At 72.6% G+C, this 21,407-nt stretch carries 16 protein-coding genes; 7 read left to right on the forward strand and 9 right to left on the reverse strand.

All coding sequences use genetic code 11. The features are described from left to right. Positions 1 to 12: 12 nt before the first annotated feature. Both ACIP84_RS08135 and ACIP84_RS08140 read left to right on the forward strand, forming a co-directional pair. Positions 13 to 555: a nuclear transport factor 2 family protein gene (locus ACIP84_RS08135; RefSeq protein WP_355958392.1), complete on the forward strand. Its 543-nt coding sequence runs from the start codon at positions 13 to 15 to the stop codon at positions 553 to 555. Between the two features lie 46 nt (positions 556 to 601). Beyond that, a complete protein-coding gene (locus ACIP84_RS08140; protein WP_401796011.1) occupies positions 602 to 1,411 on the forward strand; it encodes a hypothetical protein in 810 nt (269 codons plus the stop codon). A 37-nt stretch (positions 1,412 to 1,448) separates the two neighbouring features. Here the strand turns inward: ACIP84_RS08140 and ACIP84_RS08145 are convergent, their stop codons facing one another. Both ACIP84_RS08145 and ACIP84_RS08150 read right to left on the reverse strand, forming a co-directional pair. Continuing rightward, complete coding sequence (locus tag ACIP84_RS08145; protein ID WP_355958395.1) at positions 1,449 to 2,231, reverse strand: putative protein N(5)-glutamine methyltransferase; 783 nt, start codon at positions 2,229 to 2,231, stop codon at positions 1,449 to 1,451. Beyond that, positions 2,224 to 2,706, reverse strand: a complete 483-nt coding sequence (locus ACIP84_RS08150) for a glutathione peroxidase (protein WP_401796014.1) — start codon at positions 2,704 to 2,706, stop codon at positions 2,224 to 2,226. The genes ACIP84_RS08145 and ACIP84_RS08150 overlap by 8 nt, the downstream gene beginning before the upstream one ends. Before the next feature lie 36 nt (positions 2,707 to 2,742). On the opposite strand from ACIP84_RS08150, the gene ACIP84_RS08155 reads away from it, so the two are divergent. After that, positions 2,743 to 2,979 (forward strand): DUF6011 domain-containing protein, encoded by a 237-nt coding sequence (locus ACIP84_RS08155; RefSeq protein ID WP_355958399.1) that lies wholly within the window; start codon positions 2,743 to 2,745, stop codon positions 2,977 to 2,979. A gap of 116 nt (positions 2,980 to 3,095) precedes the next feature. Continuing rightward, positions 3,096 to 4,166: an RNA ligase (ATP) gene (locus ACIP84_RS08160; protein WP_401796018.1), complete on the forward strand. Its 1,071-nt coding sequence runs from the start codon at positions 3,096 to 3,098 to the stop codon at positions 4,164 to 4,166. Between the two features lie 67 nt (positions 4,167 to 4,233). Here ACIP84_RS08160 and ACIP84_RS08165 read toward each other — a convergent pair whose 3' ends face one another. Beyond that, the gene (locus ACIP84_RS08165; protein WP_401796021.1) at positions 4,234 to 5,097 is read right to left on the reverse strand and encodes an acyl-CoA thioesterase; all 864 of its coding nucleotides are present in this window, start codon (positions 5,095 to 5,097) and stop codon (positions 4,234 to 4,236) included. Between the two features lie 14 nt (positions 5,098 to 5,111). Then, a complete protein-coding gene (locus ACIP84_RS08170) occupies positions 5,112 to 7,685 on the reverse strand; it encodes a DEAD/DEAH box helicase (protein WP_401796024.1) in 2,574 nt (857 codons plus the stop codon). A 70-nt stretch (positions 7,686 to 7,755) separates the two neighbouring features. Between ACIP84_RS08170 and ACIP84_RS08175 the strand changes: the two genes are divergently transcribed. Continuing rightward, complete coding sequence (locus tag ACIP84_RS08175) at positions 7,756 to 8,547, forward strand: metal-dependent hydrolase (protein ID WP_401796027.1); 792 nt, start codon at positions 7,756 to 7,758, stop codon at positions 8,545 to 8,547. Positions 8,548 to 8,671: 124 nt separating this feature from the next. Here ACIP84_RS08175 and ACIP84_RS08180 read toward each other — a convergent pair whose 3' ends face one another. Both ACIP84_RS08180 and ACIP84_RS08185 read right to left on the reverse strand, forming a co-directional pair. Beyond that, positions 8,672 to 10,453, reverse strand: coding sequence for an ABC transporter ATP-binding protein (locus ACIP84_RS08180; protein ID WP_401796030.1), 1,782 nt, complete (start codon positions 10,451 to 10,453; stop codon positions 8,672 to 8,674). Further along, the gene (locus tag ACIP84_RS08185; protein WP_401796033.1) at positions 10,450 to 12,318 is read right to left on the reverse strand and encodes an ABC transporter transmembrane domain-containing protein; all 1,869 of its coding nucleotides are present in this window, start codon (positions 12,316 to 12,318) and stop codon (positions 10,450 to 10,452) included. Before ACIP84_RS08185 ends, ACIP84_RS08180 begins: the two co-directional genes overlap by 4 nt. Before the next feature lie 192 nt (positions 12,319 to 12,510). Between ACIP84_RS08185 and ACIP84_RS08190 the strand changes: the two genes are divergently transcribed. Beyond that, positions 12,511 to 14,127: a peptide-N4-asparagine amidase gene (locus tag ACIP84_RS08190; protein ID WP_401796036.1), complete on the forward strand. Its 1,617-nt coding sequence runs from the start codon at positions 12,511 to 12,513 to the stop codon at positions 14,125 to 14,127. A gap of 61 nt (positions 14,128 to 14,188) precedes the next feature. On the opposite strand, the gene ACIP84_RS08195 is transcribed toward ACIP84_RS08190, so the two are convergent. From ACIP84_RS08195 to ACIP84_RS08205, 3 genes are all read right to left on the reverse strand, one after another. Next, the gene (locus tag ACIP84_RS08195) at positions 14,189 to 15,607 is read right to left on the reverse strand and encodes a Gfo/Idh/MocA family protein (RefSeq protein WP_401796039.1); all 1,419 of its coding nucleotides are present in this window, start codon (positions 15,605 to 15,607) and stop codon (positions 14,189 to 14,191) included. Positions 15,608 to 15,832: 225 nt separating this feature from the next. Next, on the reverse strand, positions 15,833 to 18,757 hold the full coding sequence (locus ACIP84_RS08200; RefSeq protein WP_401796042.1) for an FAD-binding and (Fe-S)-binding domain-containing protein: 2,925 nt from the start codon (positions 18,755 to 18,757) through the stop codon (positions 15,833 to 15,835). Between the two features lie 37 nt (positions 18,758 to 18,794). Then, positions 18,795 to 19,274 (reverse strand): MarR family winged helix-turn-helix transcriptional regulator, encoded by a 480-nt coding sequence (locus ACIP84_RS08205; RefSeq protein WP_030316783.1) that lies wholly within the window; start codon positions 19,272 to 19,274, stop codon positions 18,795 to 18,797. Between the two features lie 90 nt (positions 19,275 to 19,364). Here ACIP84_RS08205 and ACIP84_RS08210 point away from each other — a divergent pair, with 90 nt between their 5' ends. Continuing rightward, complete coding sequence (locus ACIP84_RS08210; RefSeq protein ID WP_401796045.1) at positions 19,365 to 21,251, forward strand: ABC transporter ATP-binding protein; 1,887 nt, start codon at positions 19,365 to 19,367, stop codon at positions 21,249 to 21,251. Positions 21,252 to 21,407 lie beyond the last annotated feature (156 nt).

A 21,407-nucleotide genomic window follows, 5' to 3' on the forward strand; every position in this document is an offset into this window, starting at 1 on the left:
CGGGAGCACCCCATGACACGCCCGGTCCGCACCCCGGCGGGCATCCGCCCGGCCCTGGCCGTGGCCCTCGTGCTGACCCTCGCCGCGGGTGCCTCCGCGGCCTGGGCCGGCCGTGACTGGTACGGCGCCGCCCACGACGACTCCGCCGCGTACGCCGTGCAGCGCGACGAGGCGCTCGCGGCCGGGGAGCAGGCCGTGCAGAACCTCAACACCCTGGACCACCAGCGGGTGGAGCAGGGGCTCGACCTCTGGGAGTCCTCCACGACCGGTGAACTGCACAAGCAACTGGTCGAGGGGCGCGAGGAGTTCACCGGCCAGGTGAGGGCCGCGAGGACGGTGACGACCGCCCGGGTGCTGTCCGGGGCCGTCACGGAACTGGACGACCGGGCGGGGCGGGCCCGGTTGCTCGTGGCCCTGCGCATCACCGTCACGACGCCCGACAGCAAGAGCACGGACAAGGACAGCCGCATGCTCGGCGAACTCACCCGCACCGACGGCCACTGGAAGCTCAGTGCGCTGGGGCAGGCCCCGGTGGGCGGCACGGCGGTCGGCTGACCGGGCCGTACCGCCACAGCCGCCCGCACCCGAAAGGACACGCACGATGCCGACGCCCCGCCACCACCTCAACCGCCAGCGCCGCCGCCGGGCCGCCCTCGCCGACCAGCAGGCGCCCGCACCCGGCGGCAGGTCCCGTACGCCCGCGGGGGTGCTCACGGAACCCGCCCCGGGAACCGGGGAGCGACCGGCGGCGCAGTCCGTACGGGAGACGGCCGCGGAGCCGGAGGGAGGGACGAGGGCCCGCGAGACGACCGGCGGCCGGAAGCCCGGCAGCAGGCGCACCCGCCCTGAGAAGACGAGCGGCGACAGGTCCGGCCGCGTCCCCCTCGTCGTCCTGTGCGTCCTGACGCTCCTGCTGGGAGGCTTCGCCGGATGGGCGTACAGCAGGGCGGGCGAGCTCCGTGACGACCCCGCGCGCGGCAACACCGCGCTCACGGATCTCGCCCGCACCAGCGAGATCAAGGGCCAGACGGGCGCCGCCGTCGCCGCGCTCTTCTCGTACGACCACGCCGACACCGCCGCCTTCGAGCGGGCCGGCAGGACGCTCCTCACGGGCAAGGCCGTCGCCCAGCACCGGACGCTGCTGGGCGGGGTGCTCGCCAAGGCGGCCCAGCAGAAGACGGTGATCACCACGACCGTCACCGACAGCGCGGTGGAGCGGATCGACGGCGACCGCGCCCGTGTCCTGGTCTACGCCGACCAGAGCAGCGTGAGCACGGCCGGCCGGCCGTCGAAGGGCAAGGCGGCCGAGGCCAAGGACCAGGGTGTCTACGCGGGAGCGATGTTCGCCGTGGACGTCGTGCTCCGCGACGGCCGCTGGCTCGTCGAGAACATCGACACCTTCGGCCGCTGACCGCGGCTCTGGCCACTGACGTCGGGCGGGGCCCCGGTCAGCCGGCCCGGGTCGCGACGAGTACGGTCGCGTACCGCTCCTCGCAGTTCAGGACGTGTGCCTCCAGACCGCATGCGGTGACCGCGGCCACCGCCCGCTCCGCCTGACGCTCGCTCGTCTCGACCAGCAGTCGCCCGTCGGGCGCCAGCCACCGCGGTGCCTCGGCGGCGACCCGCCGCAGCACGTCGAGACCGTCCGGGCCGCCGTCGAGGGTGACGAGCGGCTCGTGGTCGCGGGCTTCCGGGGGCAGCAGCCCGATGTCCCCGGTGGGGACGTACGGCACGTTGGCGACCAGGATCTCGACGCGGCCCCGCAGGTCCGGGGGCAGCGGGGCGAAGAGGTCGCCCTCGTAGACCCGGCCGCCGCGCGGTTCGACGTTCCGGCGGGCGCAGCGCACCGCCGCCGGCTCGATGTCCGAGGCGTGCACCTCCGCGGCCTCGACCCGGTCGAGCAGGACCGCGGCCGCCGCGCCGGAGCCGCAGCACAGGTCGACGCAGACGGCGCCCGGCCGGGCCGAACCCACCGCGTGTTCGATCAGGAACTCCGTACGGCGCCGGGGGACGAACACCCCGCCGTCCACCTCGACGCGCAGCCCGGCGAACTCGGCCCAGCCCACGACGTGCTCCAGAGGCAGGCCGGAGGCCCGCCGCTCGACCAGCAGGTCGAGTTCGGCGGGCCCGGCCGCCGCCGCGAGCAGCATCTCCGCCTCCTCCTCGGCGAAGACACAGCCCGCGGCCCGCAGCCGCTCGACGACCCCCGTGCCGTCCACGACGTCAGACAAGCTGCGCCTCGATCGCCGAGACGATCTCGGCGGCCCCCGGCTCGGTACGCGGACGGAAGCGCGTGACCTGGCCGTCGCGGCCGATCAGGAACTTCTCGAAGTTCCACTGGACGTCTCCGGCCTCGCCCTCGGCGTCGGCGACCTTGACCAGCTCCGCGTAGAGCGGGTGGCGGGCGTCGCCGTTGACGTCGGCCTTCTCCAGGAGCGGGAAGGAGACGCCGTACGTCGTCGAGCAGAAGGTCTGGATCTCCTCGGCGCTGCCGGGCTCCTGGCCGGCGAACTGGTTGCAGGGCACACCGAGCACGGTGAAGCCGCGGTCGCCGTACTCCTTCTGCAGCTGCTCCAGGCCCTCGTACTGCGGGGTCAGGCCGCACTTGGAGGCGACGTTCACGACCAGGACCGCGCGGTCCCGGTAGTCGGCAAGGGAGACCGGCTCGCCGGTCAGGGTCTTCAGCGGGATGTCGTACAGGCTCATGGACTGCTCCTCGTCGGAATAGGGTTTGATCTCAGCATGGGAGACGAACCACTGGCAATCTCGATCGATTCCGCACCGGAGGCAGAACCGGGGCCCCGCCCGCGCCGGATCCCGTGCCGCCTCTGCGGCCGCCCCCTCACCGGCGCCGACTCCCGCCGCTCGGGGCTCGGCCCCACCTGCGACGCCAAACTCCATCCGCCGGCCGCCGACATCCGCACCCGGCGGCACGAGGTGGACCAGGACACCCTCCCGGGCATCGACCAGGCCCTGTAGGCCCCTTGGGCCGGAATCCGGCGACGCTACCAGCCCGAAAAGAGATCGCCCAGCCGTTTCCCCGTCGGCACAGTGGGCCCCGATGAGACCGAAACCCGAGCACCCGGAGTCCTGAGATGTCGACCCTGCGCGTCACCGCCGAAGTCCTGACCGTCCATCCCCATCCGAACGCCGACGCCCTGGAGCTGGCGCAGGTCGGCCTGTACCGGGCCGTCGTCGCCAAGGGCGCGTACCGGACCGGGGACGCCGCCGTCTACATCCCGGAGCAGGCCGTGCTGCCCGCCGCGCTCGTCGAGGAGCTCGGGCTCACCGGGCGGCTGGCCGGCGGGAACTCGGACCGGGTCAAGGCCGTGCGGCTGCGCGGGGAGCTGTCGCAGGGCATCGTGTGCCGGCCCGGTGCGCTCGCCGGGGCCGACCTGGTCATGGCCGCGGCCGAGGGGACCGACTTCGCGGAGACGCTGGGGATCACCAAGTGGGTACCGCCGATACCGCCGACCATGAGCGGTGACGTGGAGGTCGCCCCGGACCTGCTGCCCTGGGTCGACATCGAGAACCTCCAGCGCTACCCGGACATCTTCGAGCCCGGCGAGCCGGTCGTCCTGACGGAGAAGCTCCACGGCTCGGCCTGCCTGATGACCTTCCTCGCCGAGGAGGGACGCGTCCAGGTCTCGTCCAAGGGCTTCGGGTCGAAGGGTCTGGCCCTCCAGGAGAACCCGCGCAACCTGTACTGGCGCGCCGTCCACGGCCATGGCCTGCCCGCCGTCGCCGAGCGGCTGGCGAAACGTCTCGGCGCCCGCCGGGTCGGCTTCTTCGGCGAGGTCTACGGTTCCGGGGTGCAGGACCTGGCCTACGGCGCCGACGCCCGCTCCGAGACCGTCGGCTACGCGCTGTTCGACGTGTCGGCCGAGATCGACGGCCGGGTGGAGTGGCTGGACCCGGCCGAGGTGCTGGAGACCGGCGAGGTCCCGCTCGTACCGCGGCTGTACTCCGGCCCGTACGACCTGGACACGGTCCTCGCCCACGCGAGCGGCCGCGAGACCGTCTCGGGGCGCGAGGCGCACATGCGGGAGGGCGTCGTGATCCGGCCCGCGACCGAGCGCTACAGCCCGGTCCTCGGCGGCCGGGCCATCGCCAAGGCGGTCAGCCCGGCCTACCTGACGCGGAAGGGCGGCACCGAGTACGAGTGACCGGCGCGCGGCGGGGGCGGCGCCGGACCCTGTCCGATCCCGCCCCGAGCCCCGCCCGGCGCCCGGCTCACAGCTTTCTGAACAGGCCCTCCTGGACCACCGACACCAGGAGCCGCCCCTCGCGGTCGTAGATCCGGCCCCGCGCGAGTCCCCGGCCGCCGGTGGCGATCGGGGACTCCTGGTCGTACAGGAACCACTCGTCCGCGCGGAACGGCCGGTGGAACCACATCGCGTGGTCCAACGACGCCATGTCGAAGCCCCGCGGGCCCCAGAGCGGCTCGATCGGGATGCGCACCGCGTCGAGGAGCGTCATGTCCGAGGCGTACGTCAGCGCGCAGGTGTGGATCAGCGGGTCGTCGCCAAGCGGCCCCACGGCCCGCATCCACACCGCGCTGCGCGGATCCGCGCCCTTGACCTCGTCCTGGGTCCAGCGCAGCCGGTCCACGTACCGGATGTCGAAGGGCTGCCGACGGGCCATTCGCTCCAGGGCCTCCGGCAGCGCCCCCAGGTGCTCGCGGATCTCGTCCGCGAGGTTCGGCAGGCTCTCCGGGTCCGTCAGGTGCCTCGGCGGCAGCTGGTGCTCGAAGGCGCCCTCCTCCGGCTTGTGGAACGAGGCCGTCAGATTGAAGATCGTCCGGCCCTCCTGGATCGCCGTGACCCGGCGGGTGGTGAACGACCGCCCGTCCCGCACCCGCTCCACCTGGTAGACGATCGGCACCCCGGGCCGCCCCGGCCGCAGGAAGTAGGCGTGCAGCGAGTGCACCGGCCGGTCGCCTTCGGTGGTGCGGCCGGCCGCGACGAGGGCCTGCCCGGCGACCTGCCCGCCGAAGACCCGCTGCAGCGACTCCTGCGGGCTCCGCCCGCGGAAGATGTTGACCTCGATCTGCTCCAGGTCGAGTAGATCGACGAGCCTCTCGGCGGGATTGGTCACGTCAGGTCTCTCCTCTACAGCTGTCCGACGGACGTCACGCGGACGACCGCGCGGCCCTCCTCGTCGGAGGCCGCGAGATCCACCTCCGCGCTGATGCCCCAGTCATGGTCGTTGTTCGGGTCGGCGAAGGTCTGCCGGACGCGCCACAGGCCGTGGGCCGCGTCCTCCTCGATGGCGAGCAGCTTCGGGCCGCGCGCGTCGGGGCCCGTACCGAGGTCGTCGTACTCGTCCCAGTACGCGTCCATCGCCTCGCCCCACGCGTCCGCGTCCCAGCCCGCCTCGGCGTCCATCTCGGCGAGCGCGTCCACGTTGTCCAGGGCCGCCAGCTCCACCCGGCGGAACATCGCGTTGCGCACCAGGACCCGGAAGGCGCGGGCGTTGGCCGTGACCGGCTTGACCTGGTCGGCCTTCTCCTGGGCCTCCTCGGCCGTCTGGACCTCCGGGTTGGCGAGCTGCTCCCACTCGTCGAGCAGTGAGGAGTCCACCTGGCGCACCATCTCGCCCAGCCAGGCGATCAGGTCCTCCAGGTCCTCGGTCTTCAGGTCGTCCGGGATGGTGTGGTCGAGCGCCTTGTACGCGCTCGCGAGGTACCGCAGGACGATGCCCTCGGTCCGTGCCAGCTCGTACCAGGAGGTGAACTCCGTGAAGGTCAGGGCTCGTTCGTACATGTCGCGGATGACCGACTTCGGCGACACCGGGTGGTCGCCGACCCACGGGTGCGACGTCCGGTAGACGTTGTACGCGTGCCAGAGCAGCTCTTCGAGCGGCTTCGGGTACGAGATGTCCTGGAGCCGCTCCATCCGCTCCTCGTACTCGACACCGTCGGCCTTCATCTGCCCGACGGCCTCGCCGCGCGCCTTGTTCTGCATGGCGGCGAGGATCTGGCGCGGGTCGTCGAGCGTCGACTCGACGACGGAGACCATGTCCAGGGCGTACGAGGGGGACTCCGGGTCGAGCAGGTCGAAGGCGGCGAGCGCGAACGTCGACAGCGGCTGGTTCAGCGCGAAGTCCTGCTGGAGGTCGACCGTCAGACGGATCGTGCGGCCCTCGGCGTCGGGGGTGTCCAGCTGCTCGACGACACCGCCGTCGAGCAGGGAGCGGTAGATCGCGATGGCCCGGCGGATGTGCCGCAGCTGCGCCTTGCGCGGCTCGTGGTTGTCCTCCAGGAGCTTGCGCATCGCCTCGAAGGCGTTGCCCGGGCGGGCGATCACCGAGAGCAGCATGATGTTGGTGACCTTGAAGCGCGAGGTCAGCGGCTCGGGCTCGGCGTCGATGAGCCGGTCGAAGGTGGTGTCGCTCCAGGCGACGAAGCCCTCCGGAGCCTTCTTGCGGACAACCTTGCGACGCTTCTTCGGGTCGTCGCCGGCCTTGGCGAGCGCCTTCTCGTTCTCGATGACGTGCTCGGGCGCCTGGGCGACGACCAGACCGGCGGTGTCGAAGCCGGCCCGGCCCGCGCGGCCCGCGATCTGGTGGAACTCACGGGCGCGCAGGGTCCGCACCCGGTTGCCGTCGTACTTCGTGAGGGCGGTGAAGAGCACCGTTCGGATGGGAACGTTCACGCCCACGCCCAGCGTGTCCGTCCCGCAGATCACCTTCAGGAGACCGGCCTGCGCCAGCTTCTCGACGAGCCGCCGGTACTTCGGCAGCATGCCCGCGTGGTGCACGCCGATGCCGTGCCGGACGTAACGCGAGAGGTTCTGGCCGAACTTGGTGGTGAAGCGGAAGTTGCCGATCAGCTCGGCGATCTTGTCCTTCTCCTCGCGCGTGCACATGTTGATGCTCATCAGCGACTGCGCGCGCTCGACGGCCTGCGCCTGTGTGAAGTGCACGATGTAGACGGGCGCCTGCCTGGTCTCCAGGAGCTCCGTCAGGGTGTCCGTGATCGGGGTCAGCCGGTACTCGTACGAGAGCGGCACCGGCCGGGTCGCCGAGCGGACCACCGAGGTCGGCCTGCCCGTGCGCCGGGTCAGGTCCTCCTCGAACATCGACACGTCACCGAGCGTCGCCGACATGAGGACGAACTGCGCCTGGGGGAGTTCCAGGATCGGGATCTGCCAGGCCCAGCCGCGGTCCTGCTCGGCGTAGAAATGGAACTCGTCCATGACGACCTGGTTGATGTCCGCGTACTTGCCGTCCCGCAGCGCGATCGACGCCAGCACCTCGGCCGTACAGCAGATCACCGGCGCGTCCGCGTTCACGGAGGCGTCGCCGGTCAGCATGCCGACGTTCTCGGTGCCGAAGATCTTGCACAGGTCGAAGAACTTCTCCGACACCAGCGCCTTGATCGGCGCGGTGTAGAAGGTCACCTGGTCGTTCGCGAGCGCGGTGAAGTGGGCAGCCGCCGCGACCAGCGACTTTCCCGATCCGGTGGGCGTGGAAAGGATCACGTTGGCCCCGGAGACGACCTCGATCAGCGCCTCTTCCTGGGCCGGGTAGAGCGTGATGCCCCGGTCCTCGGCCCAGGAGGAGAAGGCCTCGAAGAGGGCGTCGGGGTCGGCGGTCGGCGGCAGCTGATCGATAAGGGTCACGCCCCCATCTTGCCTGGATTCCGCTCGAAGGAGGGAACCGGCCACCGGTTCGAAGATCACGGACGATAGGCTCGTCCGTCGACCGGTCGTCAACTGAGCGCCGGCAGGGGAGAAACGGGGCGGGCCAATCATGATGGGACCGGCGCACTCGCTGTCCGGAGCGGCGGCCTGGCTGGGTGTCGGAGCGGCCGTGGCGGCCTTCGACCGCCCGATGCCGTGGCCGGTTCTCGTCGTCGGCGCGCTCATCTGCGCGGGCGCGGCGCTCGCCCCCGACCTCGACCACAAGTCGGCGACCATCTCACGCGCCTTCGGACCGGTCTCCAAAGGCCTGTGCGAGATCGTCGACAAGCTGTCGTACGCCGTCTACAAGGCGACCCGCTCCACCGCCGACCCCCGCAGGTCGGGCGGTCACCGGACCCTCACCCACACCTGGCTCTGGGCCGTCCTGACCGGCGCCGGCGCGTCCGTCGCGGCGGTCACCGGCGGCCGGTGGGCGGTGCTCGCGATCCTCTTCGTGCACCTGGTGCTCGCCGTGGAGGGCCTGCTGTGGCGGGCCGCCCGGATGTCCAGCGACGTCCTGGTCTGGCTGCTCGGCGCGACCAGCGCGTGGATCCTGGCGGGCGTCCTCGACAAGCCGGGCAACGGCGCGGACTGGTTCTTCACCGGCCCCGGCCAGGAGTACCTGTGGCTCGGGCTGCCGATCGTGCTCGGCGCCCTCGTCCACGACATCGGCGACGCGCTCACCGTCTCCGGCTGCCCGATCCTGTGGCCCATCCCGGTCGGGCGGAAGCGCTGGTACCCGATCGGCCCGCCGAAGGGCATGCGCTTCCGGGCCGGCAGCTGGGTCGAGCTGAAGGTCCTGATGCCCGCGTTCATGGTGCTCGGCGGGGTGGGCGGCGCCTCGGCGCTCGGCTTCCTCTAGCCGGTGGCCGGCCGCCGGCCCTCGGCACCCCGAGGACCGTCACCGGCCGGATCGGCTCCGACGAGAGCGGGCCGGGGCGGGGCGTCGCACGACGTCCCGCCCCGGCCCGCCTCTTCCTCGGATGTCAGGTGTGCCACGACCTCCACAGCGCCGCGTACGCCCCGTCCGCCGCGACCAGCTCCGTATGGCTGCCGAGCTCGCTGATCCGGCCCGACTCGACCACCGCGATCAGATCGGCGTCGTGCGCGGTGTGCAGCCGGTGCGCGATGGCCACGACCGTCCGACCGTCCAGGACCCGGCCGAGGGACCGCTCCAGATGCCGGGCCGCCCGCGGGTCGAGCAGCGAGGTCGCCTCGTCCAGGACCAGGGTGTGCGGGTCGGCGAGGACGAGCCGGGCCAGGGCGATCTGCTGGGCCTGCGCCGGGGTCAGCGAACGGCCGCCCGAGCCGACCTCGGTGTCCAGACCGTCGTCGAGCCCCCGTGCCCAGACCTCCGCGTCCACCGCCGTGAGCGCCGCCCACAGCTCGGTGTCCTCGGCCCCCGCCCTGGCCAGGAGCAGATTGTCGCGGAGCGAGCCCACGAAGACGTGGTGCTCCTGGTTGACCAGGGCCACGTGCTCACGGACCCGCTCGGCGGGCATCCGCGCCAGCTCGGCCGCGCCGAGGGTGACCGAGCCGGTCCTCGGGGCGTAGACGCCCGCGAGGAGGCGGCCGAGGGTCGACTTGCCGGCGCCGGACGGGCCGACCAGGGCGAGCCGGGTGCCGGGGGCCACCTTCAAGGACACCTCGTGCAGCACGTCGGCCCCCTCGCGGTAGCCGAACCGGACGTCGTCCGCCCGGACGGCCCGGCCCTCGGGCCGTACCTCCGGGTCGCCCTCGTCCGGCTCGATGTCCCGGACGCCGACGAGCCGGGCCAGGGACACCTGCGCGACCTGGAGCTCGTCGTACCAGCGGAGCACGATGCCGATCGGGTCGACCAGCATCTGGGAGAGCAGCGCGCCCGTCGTCAGCTGTCCGACGTCGATCCAGCCCTGGAGGACGAACACCCCGCCCAGCAGGAGCACGGCCAGCAGCACGGTCGTATGGGTGAGGTTGACGGCGGGGAAGAGCACCGAGCGCAGGAAGAGCGTGTACCTCTCCCAGGCCACCCACTCCGAGATCCGCCGGTTCGACAGTGCGATCCGGCGGGCGCCGAGCCGGTGCGACTCGACCGTGCGGCCCGCGTCGACCGTCTCGGCGAGGGCGGCGGCCACCGCCGCGTACCCCGCGGACTCCGAGCGGTACGCGGCCGGCGCCCGCCGGAAGTACCACCGCGAGACCACGACGAGCAGCGGCGCGGCGAGCAGCGCGGCGAGCGCGAGCGGCGGCGCCGTGACCGCGAGGCCGCCGAGCAGCAGTCCGGCCCACACGACGCCGATGGCGAGCTGGGGCACGGCCTCGCGCATCGCGTTGGAGAGCCGGTCGACGTCCGTGGTGATCCGGGAGAGCAGGTCGCCCGTACCGGCCCGTTCCAGGACGCCCGGCGGCAGGCCGACCGCGCGGACGAGGAAGTCCTCCCGCAGGTCGGCGAGCATCTCCTCGCCGAGCATGGCCCCGCGCAGCCGGACGAGCCGGACGAAGAGGGTCTGGACGAGCAGGGCCGCCGCGAACAGGGCGATCGTCCGCTCCAGATGGAGTTCGCGCGCGCCCGTGGCCAGCCTCTCCACCACGGACCCGAGCAGGTACGGGCCGGCCATCGAGGCGACCACGGCGACCGCGTTCACCCCGACGAGCAGTGCGAACGCCCGGCGGTGGCGGCGCAGCAGCTCGCGCACATAGCCGCGGACGGTCCCGTCGGCGGCGACGGGCAGTGTCGTCGCCGTCGTCGGGGCCGCCGGGTCGTACTCCGGTGGCGCCAGGCCGATCATGCCGATTCCCCTTCCAGTGCTTCGAGTGCGCCGGTCGCGTCGCGTGCGCCGACCGGTGCGACGTCGGCGGCCCCGTCGAGCGGGCCGCCGGGCGGTGCCGTCGTGGCGAGTTCCTCGTCGGTCTCTCGGGTGACGACCGCGCGGTAGCGTGGTTCACGGGCGAGCAGTTCCCGGTGGGTGCCGACGGCGACGGCCTGGCCCTCGTCGACCAGGACGACCCGGTCGGCGCGGTCCAGGAGCAGCGGCGAGGAGGCCAGGACCACGGTGGTCCTGCCCGCGCGCAGGTCGCCGATGCCGGTGGCGACCCGCGCCTCGGTGTGCGCGTCGACCGCCGAGGTGGGCTCGTCGAGGACGAGCACCTCCGGGTCGGTCACCAGGGACCGGGCGAGAGCCAGCCGCTGGCGCTGGCCGCCGGAGAGCGACCGGCCCCGCTCGGTGATCCGGGTGCGCATCGGATCGCCGTCGGTGTCCACGGACGCCTGGGCGAGCGCGTCGAGGACGTCGTCGCACCGGGCGGCGGCGAGGGCCCGGTCGGGGAGCACCTCGCCGGAGCGTGGCACGTCCAGCAGCTCGTGGAGGGTGCCCGAGAGCAGGACCGGGTCCTTGTCCTGGACGAGGACGGCCGTACGGGCGGTGTCCAGCGGCAGTTCGTCGAGGGGGACCCCGCCGAGCAGCACCGAGGTGTGGTCGTCGCCCGGATCGGCCGGGTGGCCGCCGAGCCGGTCCGCGAGCCGTCCGGCCACGTCCGGGTCGCCGCAGACGACCGCGGTGAAGCGGCCGGCCGGTGCGAGCAGCCCGGTCAGCGGGTCGTACAGGTCTCCGGTCGCCTCGCGGTCCTCGTCCCCGTCCGCTCCGGTGGTGGTGCTGGTCGTGCGGGCCAGCGCCAGGACCCGGGCGGCCCGCTTCGCGGACGGCCGGGAGAAGGAGAAGGCCATGGCGATCTCCTCGAAGTTGCGCAGTGGGTGGTACGTCAGGGCCACCGCGCTGTAGACGGTGACCAGTTCGCCGAGCGTGATCCGCCCGTCGAGCGCGAGCCGCGCGCCGTACGCCACCACGACGATGAGCAGGATGCCGGGCAGCACGACCTGCATCGCGGAGATCAGCGCCCACATGCGGGCACTGCGCACGGCGGCCGCGCGGACCTCCTGGGAGGCGGCGCGGTAGCGGCCGAGGAACAGCTCCTCGCCGCCGATGCCGCGCAGCACACGGAGCCCGGCGACGGTGTCGGAGGCGAGCTCGGTGGCCTTGCCCGCCTTCTCGCGCTGGATGTCCGCCCGGCGTGTGGCGCGGGGGAGCAGCGGCAGCACGGCGAGGGCGAGGATCGGGACACCGACGGCCACGACGACGCCCAGGGCGGGCTGGTAGACGAGGAGGCCGACGCAGATGACGACGAGCACGACGGCGCCCGCGGCGAACCGCGACAGGGCCTCGACGAACCAGCCGATCTTCTCGACGTCGCCGGTGGACACGGCCACGACCTCGCCCGCCGCGACCCGCCGGGTCAGGACGGAGCCCAGTTCGGCGGTCTTGCGGGAGAGGAGCTGCTGGACGCGGGCGGCGGCCGTGATCCAGTTGGTGACGGCGGTGCGGTGCAGCATCACGTCACCGACCGAGATCGCGGCGCCCAGCACCGCGAGCAGCACTCCGGCGAGCCCGAGGCGCCCGCCGTCGCGGTCCACGACCGACTGCACGGCGATGCCGATGCCGAGGGGGAGGCCGGCGATGCCCAGGTGGTGCAGAAGTCCCCACAGCATGGACTTCACCTGCCCGCCGAGCTGCTGACGGCCGAGCCAGACGAGGAACCGGGTGCCCGAGCGGACATCGGGGACCCCTGGGTCGGCGAAGGGTAGATCTCGAATCTGCATGGCGTCCCAGGGTCTCCGGGTCTCGTCTGGGGGAACGCACGCCGGGGGTGTGCGACGGCGGGGAAAGCCGTGCAAGGTTCGCGTTTTCCCCCAGGTGCGGCAATCGATTTTCCACACGGGGGAACAGATCGCGCCATGTCCGCTCATCGTCCTCTGGACCGCACGGCGCCGAGCACGCTTCACTCCAGCCCCATGAGATCACTCAAGATCATGAGCATGCTCAGCGGCCTGGTCCTCGCCGCGGGCGCGCTCCTCACCGCCCACCCGGCCGCCGCCGACGGCCCGAACGGCCCGACGCCCCCGCCCGAGTTCACCTCCGACTGGCACGACCCGGTCACCGCCGCCGCGCCCGTCGAGACACCCGGCACCCGCAGCTGCGAGGTCACCCTCGCCGCCGCCCGGTTCCGCGACTTCACGCCCTACCAGGGCGGTTACACCCCGCCGAAGGAGTGCGGCACCCGCTGGAACAAGGTCGTCCTGCGCCTCGAAGGACATGTGAAGGGCCGCCAGTACGACCGCCTCGGATACCTCACCGTCGGAGGGGTGGAGATCCTCCGCACCTCCACGCCACAGCCCTCGCCCGACGGCATCACCTGGTCGGTGGAGAAGGACGTCACCCGCTACCGCGACACCCTCAGCCGCCCCGGCGCCGTCGAGATGCTCATCGGCAATGTCGTGAACGAGACCTACACCGGCGTCCTCGACGTCCGCGTCACCCTCACCTTCCACACCGCCCAGGGCCGCGTGAAACCCGCCGCCGGTACGCCCGACCGGGTGATCCCCCTCACCGGTCCCACCCTCACCACCCCGCGCAACACCGAGCGCGTCCTCGCCGAGGTGTACGCCACCGGCTCCGGCGGCGGCTGCGAGGAGTACTGGTACCTCTCCGTCCCCGACGCCGCCCCCTACTCCTGCCGGGCCACCGACGGACCGCACCGGGAGGTCCGCGTCTCCGTCGACGGGCGCCTCGCCGGCATCGCCGCGCCCTTCCCCACCGTCTGGACCGGCGGCTGGTCGAACCCCTTCCTCTGGTACGTCACCCCCGGGCCGCGCGCCTTCGACGTCCAGCCGATCCTCTACGACCTGACCCCCTTCGCCGCCGTCCTCAACGACGGCCGCGCCCACCGCGTGGAGGTCGCCGTCGCCGGGGTCCCGGCCGGTCAGTCGGGCTGGTCCACCCCCACCAACGTGCTCCTCTGGCAGGACGAGGGCAGCCGGGTCGTCACCGGCGGCCTCGACCGCCACGAGGAGACCACCCCGCGCAACTCCTCCGTCTACACGGCGGGCACCGCGGACTCCCCGCACCGGCTCGACACGGACGCCGGCCACCGGCTCACCGTCGCCGGACACCTGAACACCTCGCACGGCCGGGTCGCCACCACCGTCGACCGGACCGTCGCCCACACCTCCGCGCACCGCTGGGGCGAGGGCGAGAACCCGGACGCGTTCACCGCGCGCTGGACCGACCGTGAGACCGTGACCAGCGGCCGGACCGTCACCCGCGCCGACCGGACGTACACCATGGACGGCGAGACCACGATCGGCGCGGGCGACCGGCTGAGGACCGTCCTCACCCTCGGGGACCGCGCCGACACCGTCGTCCTGCGCGACGGACGGCGCCTGTCCTGGTCGCGGCTGGACGACACGTACACCGGCGACGCCACGTACACCACCGGCGTCCCGCGTGACCAGCGGCACGCGGTCGGCACCACGAACGAGCGCTACCGGCTCCACGGCTCCGACGGCTGCTACGACCGCAGCCTGACGACCGCTCAGGGCACGGTCACCCAGGACCTGCGCCGCTGCTGAACAGAGCGATGCCCGGCCCCCGTACGCGGAGGCCGGGCGCCGTACGTCAAGAGCCCCGCCGTCAGGCCGGCTTCACCGAGTCCATGCCCGAGCGGGCCTTGCGCCACTCGCCGCGCGTGAAGTCGGGGATCTCCTGCGGCGCGCCCTGCGCCTTGATGGAGGCGTGGCTCAGCGGCACCGGCGCCGTCCAGGTGGCGGCGTCGTAGACGTCGAAGTCGGGCGGCAGCCCGAGCCGCATGCACTGCATGAGGCGGAAGACCATGAGGTAGTCCATGCCGCCGTGTCCGCCCGGCGGGTTGGCGTGGTCCTTCCAGAGCCAGTGGTCGAACTCGCCCGCGTACGCCGAGAAGTCGGCCCACGCGTCGTCCTTGTGGTCCGGCTCCAGATAGATCCTGGCCGGGTAGTCCTCGAAGACGCCCCGGGTGCCGCCCAGGCTGTTGACCCTGCTGTACGGGTGCGGGGTGGAGACGTCGTGCTCCAGGCGGATGACCCGGCCCTGGGCCGTCTGGACCAGGCTGATCGTCCGGTCGCTCCCGATGTACGTCTCCTTCCAGCTGGGGTCGCCGGGCGGGATGTGCTCCTCGCGGTACTCGGCGAGACCCAGCGCCGGTGTGCCGAGGCTGCTGATGCTCACCGCCCGGTCGCCCCGGTTGACGTCCATGTAGTTGGCGACGGGGCCGAAGCCGTGGTTGGGGTAGAGGTCGCCCGTCAACTGCGTGTGCCAGCGTCGCCGCCAGGGGCCCTCGTAGTACGTCGGGGAGAACAGCAGACCGCGCAGGTCGTGGTTGTACGCCCCCGCTCCGTGCAGGAGCCGGCCGAACTTTCCGGCGTGCGCCATCCGCAGCACGCGCAGCTCGTTCCGGCCGTAGCAGCAGTTCTCCAGCTGCATGCAGTGGCGGCGGGTCTGCTCCGACAGGTCGACGAGGTCCCACAGTTCGTCGAGTCGCATCGCGACCGGACACTCCACGCCGACGTGCTTGCCGTTGAGCATCGCCGCCCGGGCGATCGGGAAGTGGGTCTCCCAGGGGGTGGCCACGTACACGAGGTCGATGTCGGCGCGGGCGCAGAGGTTCTCGTAGTCGTTCTCGCCGTTCGCGTAGACGGCGGGGGCGGGCTGTCCGGCGGCGACGACCGCAGCGGCGGCCCGCTCGGCCTTGTCGCGCACGGGGTCGCAGACGGCGTTCACCCGGACCCCGGGGAGTGAGAGGAAGTGGCCGATCATGCCGGCGCCCCGGTTGCCGTAGCCGACGATGCCGACCCGGACGGTGGAGCGGCCCTCGAACGGGACCCCGGCCATGGTGGGCCCGAGGCGCTTCCGCCCGGCCGCGACGGGTGACGCGGCGGCGGGAGCGGCCGCCGGGGTCGCCGCCTCCGCGGCGGGGACGCCGAGGGCGCCGATGCCGAGTCCCGTCCCGGCCGCGGCGGCGGTGGTCCTGAGGACCTGGCGGCGGCTCGGCTCGTGCGGTGACTGCTCGTTCATGGAACCTCCCGGAGCTGTGGGCACGGCTGTTTCATGAATCCCGCTCCGGCCCCTGGCCCCGGTGACCGACGGTGCGCAAGGGCGCCGAGAGGACTCTTGCGACGGGTAGTCGGACTGTACTGTTCCGGATCTCGGACCGAGCCGTACCGGGCACCCACCCTCACCCGAACGTACGAAAGGCCCCTCACCGCAGAGGGTGAGGGGCCGTCAGGAACCGGGGAGGCGTCAGGGCCGTGTCGCGTGCTCCAGGGCGAGGAGCACCGATCCGTACCTGCGGCCCGTCGCCCTGTCCATCCCGATCTCGCACATCCGGTTGGCCGAGAGATGCGCGTCAAAGGGCCGTGCCGTCACCTCGGCCGCCTCCCGGGCCGTCGCCGAGGCCGTCAGCTCCGGGTGCAGCATGCCCCGGTCGCCCGCGAAGGCGCAGCAGCCCGCGTCGGCGGGGACGACGACCTCCTCGGCGCAGGCCCGGGCCAGCTCCGTCAGCCTGTCCTCGTCGCCCAGGTGCCGCATCGAACAGGTCGGGTGGACGACGGCGGAGCCGACCCGACGCCGTACGTCGAGCCGGGGGAGCAGTTCGTCCGCCGCCCACACCAGCGAGTCCACCACCGTCAGCTCGGCGTGCAGCGCCCGGTTGTCCTCCGTCAGATACGGCACGACCTCGTGCGCGATGCCCAGCGTGCACGAGGAGGCGTCCACCACCAGCGGCAGCGTCCCGCCCGCGGTCCACCCCCAGGCCGCCTCGACGATCCGGTTCGCCATCACCTCGTTGCCCCGCTCGTACCCCTTGGAGTGCCAGATCGTCGCGCAGCACGTTCCGGCCACGTCGTCGGGGATCCACACCGGCTTCCCCGCGCGCGCCGACACCGCGACCACGGCCTCCGGGAGGGAAGGGCCCCGCCCGCCGTCCGGATTGCCGAAGATCCGGTTCACACAGGCCGGGTAGTAGACGGCGACCGCCGCGGGACGGTGGGTGCGGGGCAGCCGCCGCGCCGCCGCGCCCGGGATCTCCGGCAGCCACTCCGGTACGAGGTCGGTGCTGACCGCCCGGCGCGCCAGGCCCGTCACCGACTCCAGGACCCGGTCGCCGATCCGGTCGGCCGCGGCGACCGCGAGCCGCGCGGAGGCCTCCGCCGCGCGGAAGTTCTTCGCGGCCAGGGCGGCGATCCGCTCCTTGCGCGAGGTGTGCCGCTCGTGCCGGAACTCCTTCATCAGCGCGCCCGTGTCGATCCCGACCGGACAGGCCAGCTTGCAGGTGGAGTCGCCCGCGCAGGTGTCGACGGCGTCGTACCCGTACGACTCCAGGAGGCGGGTCTCGACCGGGGAGCCGTCCCGCTGCCGCATCGTCTCCCGGCGCAGCACGATCCGCTGGCGCGGAGTGGTCGTCAGATCGTGGCTGGGGCAGGTCGGTTCGCAGAAGCCGCACTCGATGCAGGGATCGGCGATCCGCTCCACGGTGGGGATCGTCTTGAGCCCCCGCAGGTGGGCGTGCGGGTCGCGGTCCAGGACGATCCGGGGGGCGAGCACCCCGTCGGGGTCGATGGCCTCCTTGACCCGCCACATCAGGTCGGTCGCCCGCGTCCCCCACTCCAGCTCCAGGAACGGCGCGATGTTGCGGCCGGTGGCGTGCTCCGCCTTCAGGGAGCCGTCGAAGCGCTCCACGGTCAGCTTGCAGAACTCGTCCATGAAGGCCGCGTACCGCTCGACGTCGGTGGGGTCGCCCGCGTCGAACGCGAGCAGGAAGTGGAGGTTGCCGTGCGCGGCGTGACCGGCCACGGCGGCGTCGAAGCCGTGCCGGGACTGGAGGTCGAGCAGCGCCTCGCAGGCCTCCGCGAGCCGGGCCGGGGGCACCGCGAAGTCCTCGGTGATCAGGGTCGTACCGGAGGGGCGCGAGCCGCCGACCGCCGTCACGAAGGCCTTGCGGGCCTTCCAGTAGCCGGCGATCCGCTTCGGGTCCGTGGTGAACGCGTTCTCCACGGAGGGCACCGGCGCCACCAGGCCGAGCCCGTCGACGACCTCCGCCGCCGCCCGCTCGTAGGCCTCCCTGGCGGTCGCGTCCGGCGCCCGGAACTCGACCAGGAGCGCCGCCGTCTCCCTGGGCAGCTCCGCCCAGTCCGCGGGGACGCCCGCCACGCTCACCGAGGCCCGCAGGGTGTTGCCGTCCATCAGCTCGACGGCCAGCGCTCCCGCCGCGTTGAAGAGGGGGACGGCCTCGGCCGCCGCCGGCAGCGAGGGGAAGAAGAGCAGGGCCGAGGAGACCTCGCGGTCCAGCGGCAGGGTGTCGAAGACGACCTCGGAGATGAAACCGAAGGTGCCCTCGGAGCCCACCATGAGACCCCGCAGGATGCGCACCGGGGTGTCGCCGTCGAGGAAGGCGTCGAGCCGGTAGCCGTTGGTGTTCTTGAGGGCGTACTTGGCGCGGATCCGGTCGGTGAGGGCGGTGTCCGCCTCGATCTCCGCCTTGATCTCCATCAGCTCCGCGCACAGCCGCGGCTCGGCGTGCGCCAGCTCCTCGTCGGCGGCCGGGTCGGCCGTGTCGACCACGGTCCCGCTCGGCAGTACGAAGGTGAGCGAGGCGACCGTGCGGTACGAGTTCCTCGTCGTCCCGGCCGTCATGCCGGAGGCGTTGTTGGCGACGACCCCGCCGATCGTGCACGCGATGGCGCTGGCCGGATCGGGGCCCAGGACCCGTCCGTGCGGGGCGAGTGCGGCGTTGGCCCGTACGACGGTGGTGCCGGGGCGGATCCGGGCCCGCGTGCCGCCGTCGAGGACCTCGACGCCCACCCAGTGGCGGCGGACGTCGACCAGGATGTCCTCGCCCTGCGCCTGCCCGTTGAGGCTGGTCCCGGCGGCCCGGAAGACGACCTCCCGGCCCTTGCCGTGCGCGTACGACAGGATCGTGGAGATGTCGTCGATGTCCTCGGCGACCAAGACGACCTGCGGGACGAAGCGGTACGGGCTCGCGTCGGAGGCATACCGCACGAGGTCGGAGATCTTCGAGAGGACCTTCTCCGGACCGAGGAGCTCGGTGAGCTCCTCGCGCAGCCGCCTCGGCGTCCCCTTGGCCTGGAGCTCCGGCACGCGGTCCGGGGCCGGACTCCGCTTCGTGCCGGGGCGGAGGGCCTGCGGGTTCGGCTCGAACAGCGGCATGTCACGGCTCCCCTTCGCGCGTCCGTGTGCCCGAGGGTCAGCAGCCGCCCTCCGGGCCGGGGTCGACCAGGGCGGACAGCAGACCTCCGAGCACCTCGCGCTGTGCGGCGGTCAATGGAGCAAGGATGTCCTCTGCGGCCGCCCGGCGCGCGCTGCGCAGCTCGCGCAGCGTGGCGCGGCCCGCGTCGGTGAGCTCGATGCGCACCACCCGGCGGTTGCTCGGATCGGGCACCCGGCGCACCCGGTCGACGGCCTCCAGACCGTCGACGAGACTGGTCACCGCACGCGGGACGACCTCGAGCCGGGCCGCGAGGTCGGCCATCCGCGGCGGTTCCCCGAAGTGCGCGACCGTGCGGAGCAGCCTGGACTGGGCGGGCGTGATGCCGACCGGCTCCAGATGGCGCTTCTGGATGCGGTGCAGACGCCGGGTGAGGCGCAGCAGCTGCTCGGCGAGGAGGCCGTCGGCGTCGGGTTCCCCCGAACGGCCGGGTCCGGTCGGGACGGCGGAGGTGCTCATACGGGAACAATATCAGGACCATGTTCATTGTGAGTGTAGGTAACAATGAGCTAAGCTCTCATCGACATCGCCGAACCCTCGAAGGAGCCCATGCGCCCCCACGACCAGTCCGACTGGACGCCCCCGCCCCGCGACTCCTCGCAGCCGAAGGAGCCCGCGCAGCTGCGGCGCATCCTGCGGCTCTTCCGCCCCTACCGTGCCCGCCTTGCGCTCGTCGGCCTCCTCGTCGGCGCCGCCTCCCTCGTCACCGTCGCCTCACCCTTCCTGCTCAAGGAGATCCTCGACACCGCGATCCCCCAGGGGCGCACCGGGCTCCTCAGCCTGCTCGTCCTCGGCATGATCGCCACCGCCGTGCTGACCAGCGTCTTCGGCGTGCTCCAGACCCTGATCTCCACCACCGTCGGCCAGCGCGTGATGCACGACCTGCGCACCGGGGTCTACGAGCAGCTCCAGCGGATGCCGCTCGCCTTCTTCACGCGCACGCGTACCGGCGAGGTGCAGTCCCGCATCGCCAACGACATCGGGGGCATGCAGGCGACGGTGACCTCCACGGCCACCTCCCTCGTCTCCAACCTCACCGCCGTCGTCGCGACCGTCGCCGCGATGCTCGCCCTCGACTGGCGCCTCACCCTGGTCTCGCTGCTCCTGCTGCCGGTCTTCGTCTGGATCAGCCGCCGCGTCGGCGACGAGCGCAAGCGGATCACCACCCAGCGTCAGAAGCAGATGGCCGCCATGGCCGCGACCGTCACCGAGTCCCTGTCGGTCAGCGGCATCCTGCTCGGCCGCACCATGGGCCGCGCCGACTCCCTGACCAAGTCCTTCGCCGAGGAGTCCGAGCGCCTCGTCGACCTCGAAGTGCGCTCCTCCATGGCCGGACGGTGGCGGATGTCCACCATCGGCATCGTCATGGCCGCCATGCCCGCCCTCATCTACTGGGCCGCCGGCATCGCCCTGAGCTCCGGCGGGGCCGCCATCTCGCTCGGCACCCTCGTCGCCTTCGTCTCGCTCCAGCAGGGCCTCTTCCGGCCCGCCGTCAGCCTGCTCTCCACCGGCGTGCAGATCCAGACGTCCCTCGCGCTCTTCCAGCGCATCTTCGAGTACCTCGACCTGCCCGTGGACATCACCGAGCCCGCCGAGCCCGTCCGGCTCACCGAGGTCCGCGGCGAGGTCGCGTTCGAGAAGGTCTCGTTCCACTACGACCCCGAGGGCGCCGACCGCCCCACGCTCGACGCCGTCGACCTGACCGTGCCCGCCGGGGGCAGCCTGGCCGTCGTCGGCCCCACCGGCTCCGGCAAGTCCACCCTCAGCTACCTGGTGCCCCGGCTCTACGACGTCACCGGCGGCCGCGTCACCCTCGACGGGGTCGACGTGCGCGACCTGGACTTCGACAGCCTCGCCCGCGCGGTCGGCGTCGTCTCCCAGGAGACGTACCTCTTCCACGCCTCCGTCGCCGACAACCTCCGCTTCGCCAAGCCGGACGCCACCGACGAGGAGATCGAGGCAGCGGCCCGCGCCGCCCAGATCCACGACCACATCGCCTCGCTGCCCGAGGGGTACGACACCCTGGTCGGCGAGCGCGGCTACCGCTTCTCAGGCGGCGAGAAGCAGCGGCTCGCCATCGCCCGCACCATCCTGCGCGACCCGCCCGTACTGATCCTCGACGAGGCCACCAGCGCCCTCGACACCCGTACGGAGCACGCCGTGCAGCAGGCCATCGACGCCCTGTCGGCCGGCCGGACCACGATCACCATCGCCCACCGGCTCTCCACCGTCCGCGACGCCGACCAGATCGTCGTCCTGGAGGCGGGCCGGATCGCGGAGCGCGGCACGCACGACGAACTGGTCGCCCGGGACGGGAAGTACGCGGCCCTGGTCCGGCGGGATGCGCGGAGCGCCGCCGACGTCGTGGGTGCCGCCCCTGCCACCGCCGAAGCCGAACAGGCGAACGTGGGAGCGGTTGTTCCCCAGAACGTGTGATCGTCCCCGGATTCGTTGCTCGACTCGGGTACGACGTCGGATGATTGCGGTGCGCGATCGACGGGCTGCAGACCGTGACCGCGCGGTCCCACTGAAGCATCAGTCCCACTGATGTACCTGTACGAGGAGAAGCACCCCCATGAATGTCATCACCAA

This window comes from Streptomyces sp. NPDC088707 (assembly GCF_044752725.1).
In the GTDB taxonomy this organism is placed as follows: Bacteria; Actinomycetota; Actinomycetes; order Streptomycetales; family Streptomycetaceae; genus Streptomyces.

Bases quoted from the DNA above. Each gene is read 5' to 3' on its own strand.
- ACIP84_RS08135 (WP_355958392.1), top strand. From the start codon at position 13: ATGACACGCCCGGTCCGCACCCCGGCGGGCATCCGCCCGGCCCTGGCC.
- ACIP84_RS08140 (WP_401796011.1), top strand. From the start codon at position 602: ATGCCGACGCCCCGCCACCACCTCAACCGCCAGCGCCGCCGCCGGGCC.
- ACIP84_RS08150 (WP_401796014.1), bottom strand. From the start codon at position 2,706: ATGAGCCTGTACGACATCCCGCTGAAGACCCTGACCGGCGAGCCGGTC.
- ACIP84_RS08155 (WP_355958399.1), top strand. From the start codon at position 2,743: ATGGGAGACGAACCACTGGCAATCTCGATCGATTCCGCACCGGAGGCA.
- ACIP84_RS08160 (WP_401796018.1), top strand. From the start codon at position 3,096: ATGTCGACCCTGCGCGTCACCGCCGAAGTCCTGACCGTCCATCCCCAT.
- ACIP84_RS08175 (WP_401796027.1), top strand. From the start codon at position 7,756: ATGATGGGACCGGCGCACTCGCTGTCCGGAGCGGCGGCCTGGCTGGGT.
- ACIP84_RS08180 (WP_401796030.1), bottom strand. From the start codon at position 10,453: ATGATCGGCCTGGCGCCACCGGAGTACGACCCGGCGGCCCCGACGACG.
- ACIP84_RS08185 (WP_401796033.1), bottom strand. From the start codon at position 12,318: ATGCAGATTCGAGATCTACCCTTCGCCGACCCAGGGGTCCCCGATGTC.
- ACIP84_RS08190 (WP_401796036.1), top strand. From the start codon at position 12,511: ATGAGATCACTCAAGATCATGAGCATGCTCAGCGGCCTGGTCCTCGCC.
- ACIP84_RS08195 (WP_401796039.1), bottom strand. From the start codon at position 15,607: ATGAACGAGCAGTCACCGCACGAGCCGAGCCGCCGCCAGGTCCTCAGG.
- ACIP84_RS08200 (WP_401796042.1), bottom strand. From the start codon at position 18,757: ATGCCGCTGTTCGAGCCGAACCCGCAGGCCCTCCGCCCCGGCACGAAG.
- ACIP84_RS08205 (WP_030316783.1), bottom strand. From the start codon at position 19,274: ATGAGCACCTCCGCCGTCCCGACCGGACCCGGCCGTTCGGGGGAACCC.
- ACIP84_RS08210 (WP_401796045.1), top strand. From the start codon at position 19,365: ATGCGCCCCCACGACCAGTCCGACTGGACGCCCCCGCCCCGCGACTCC.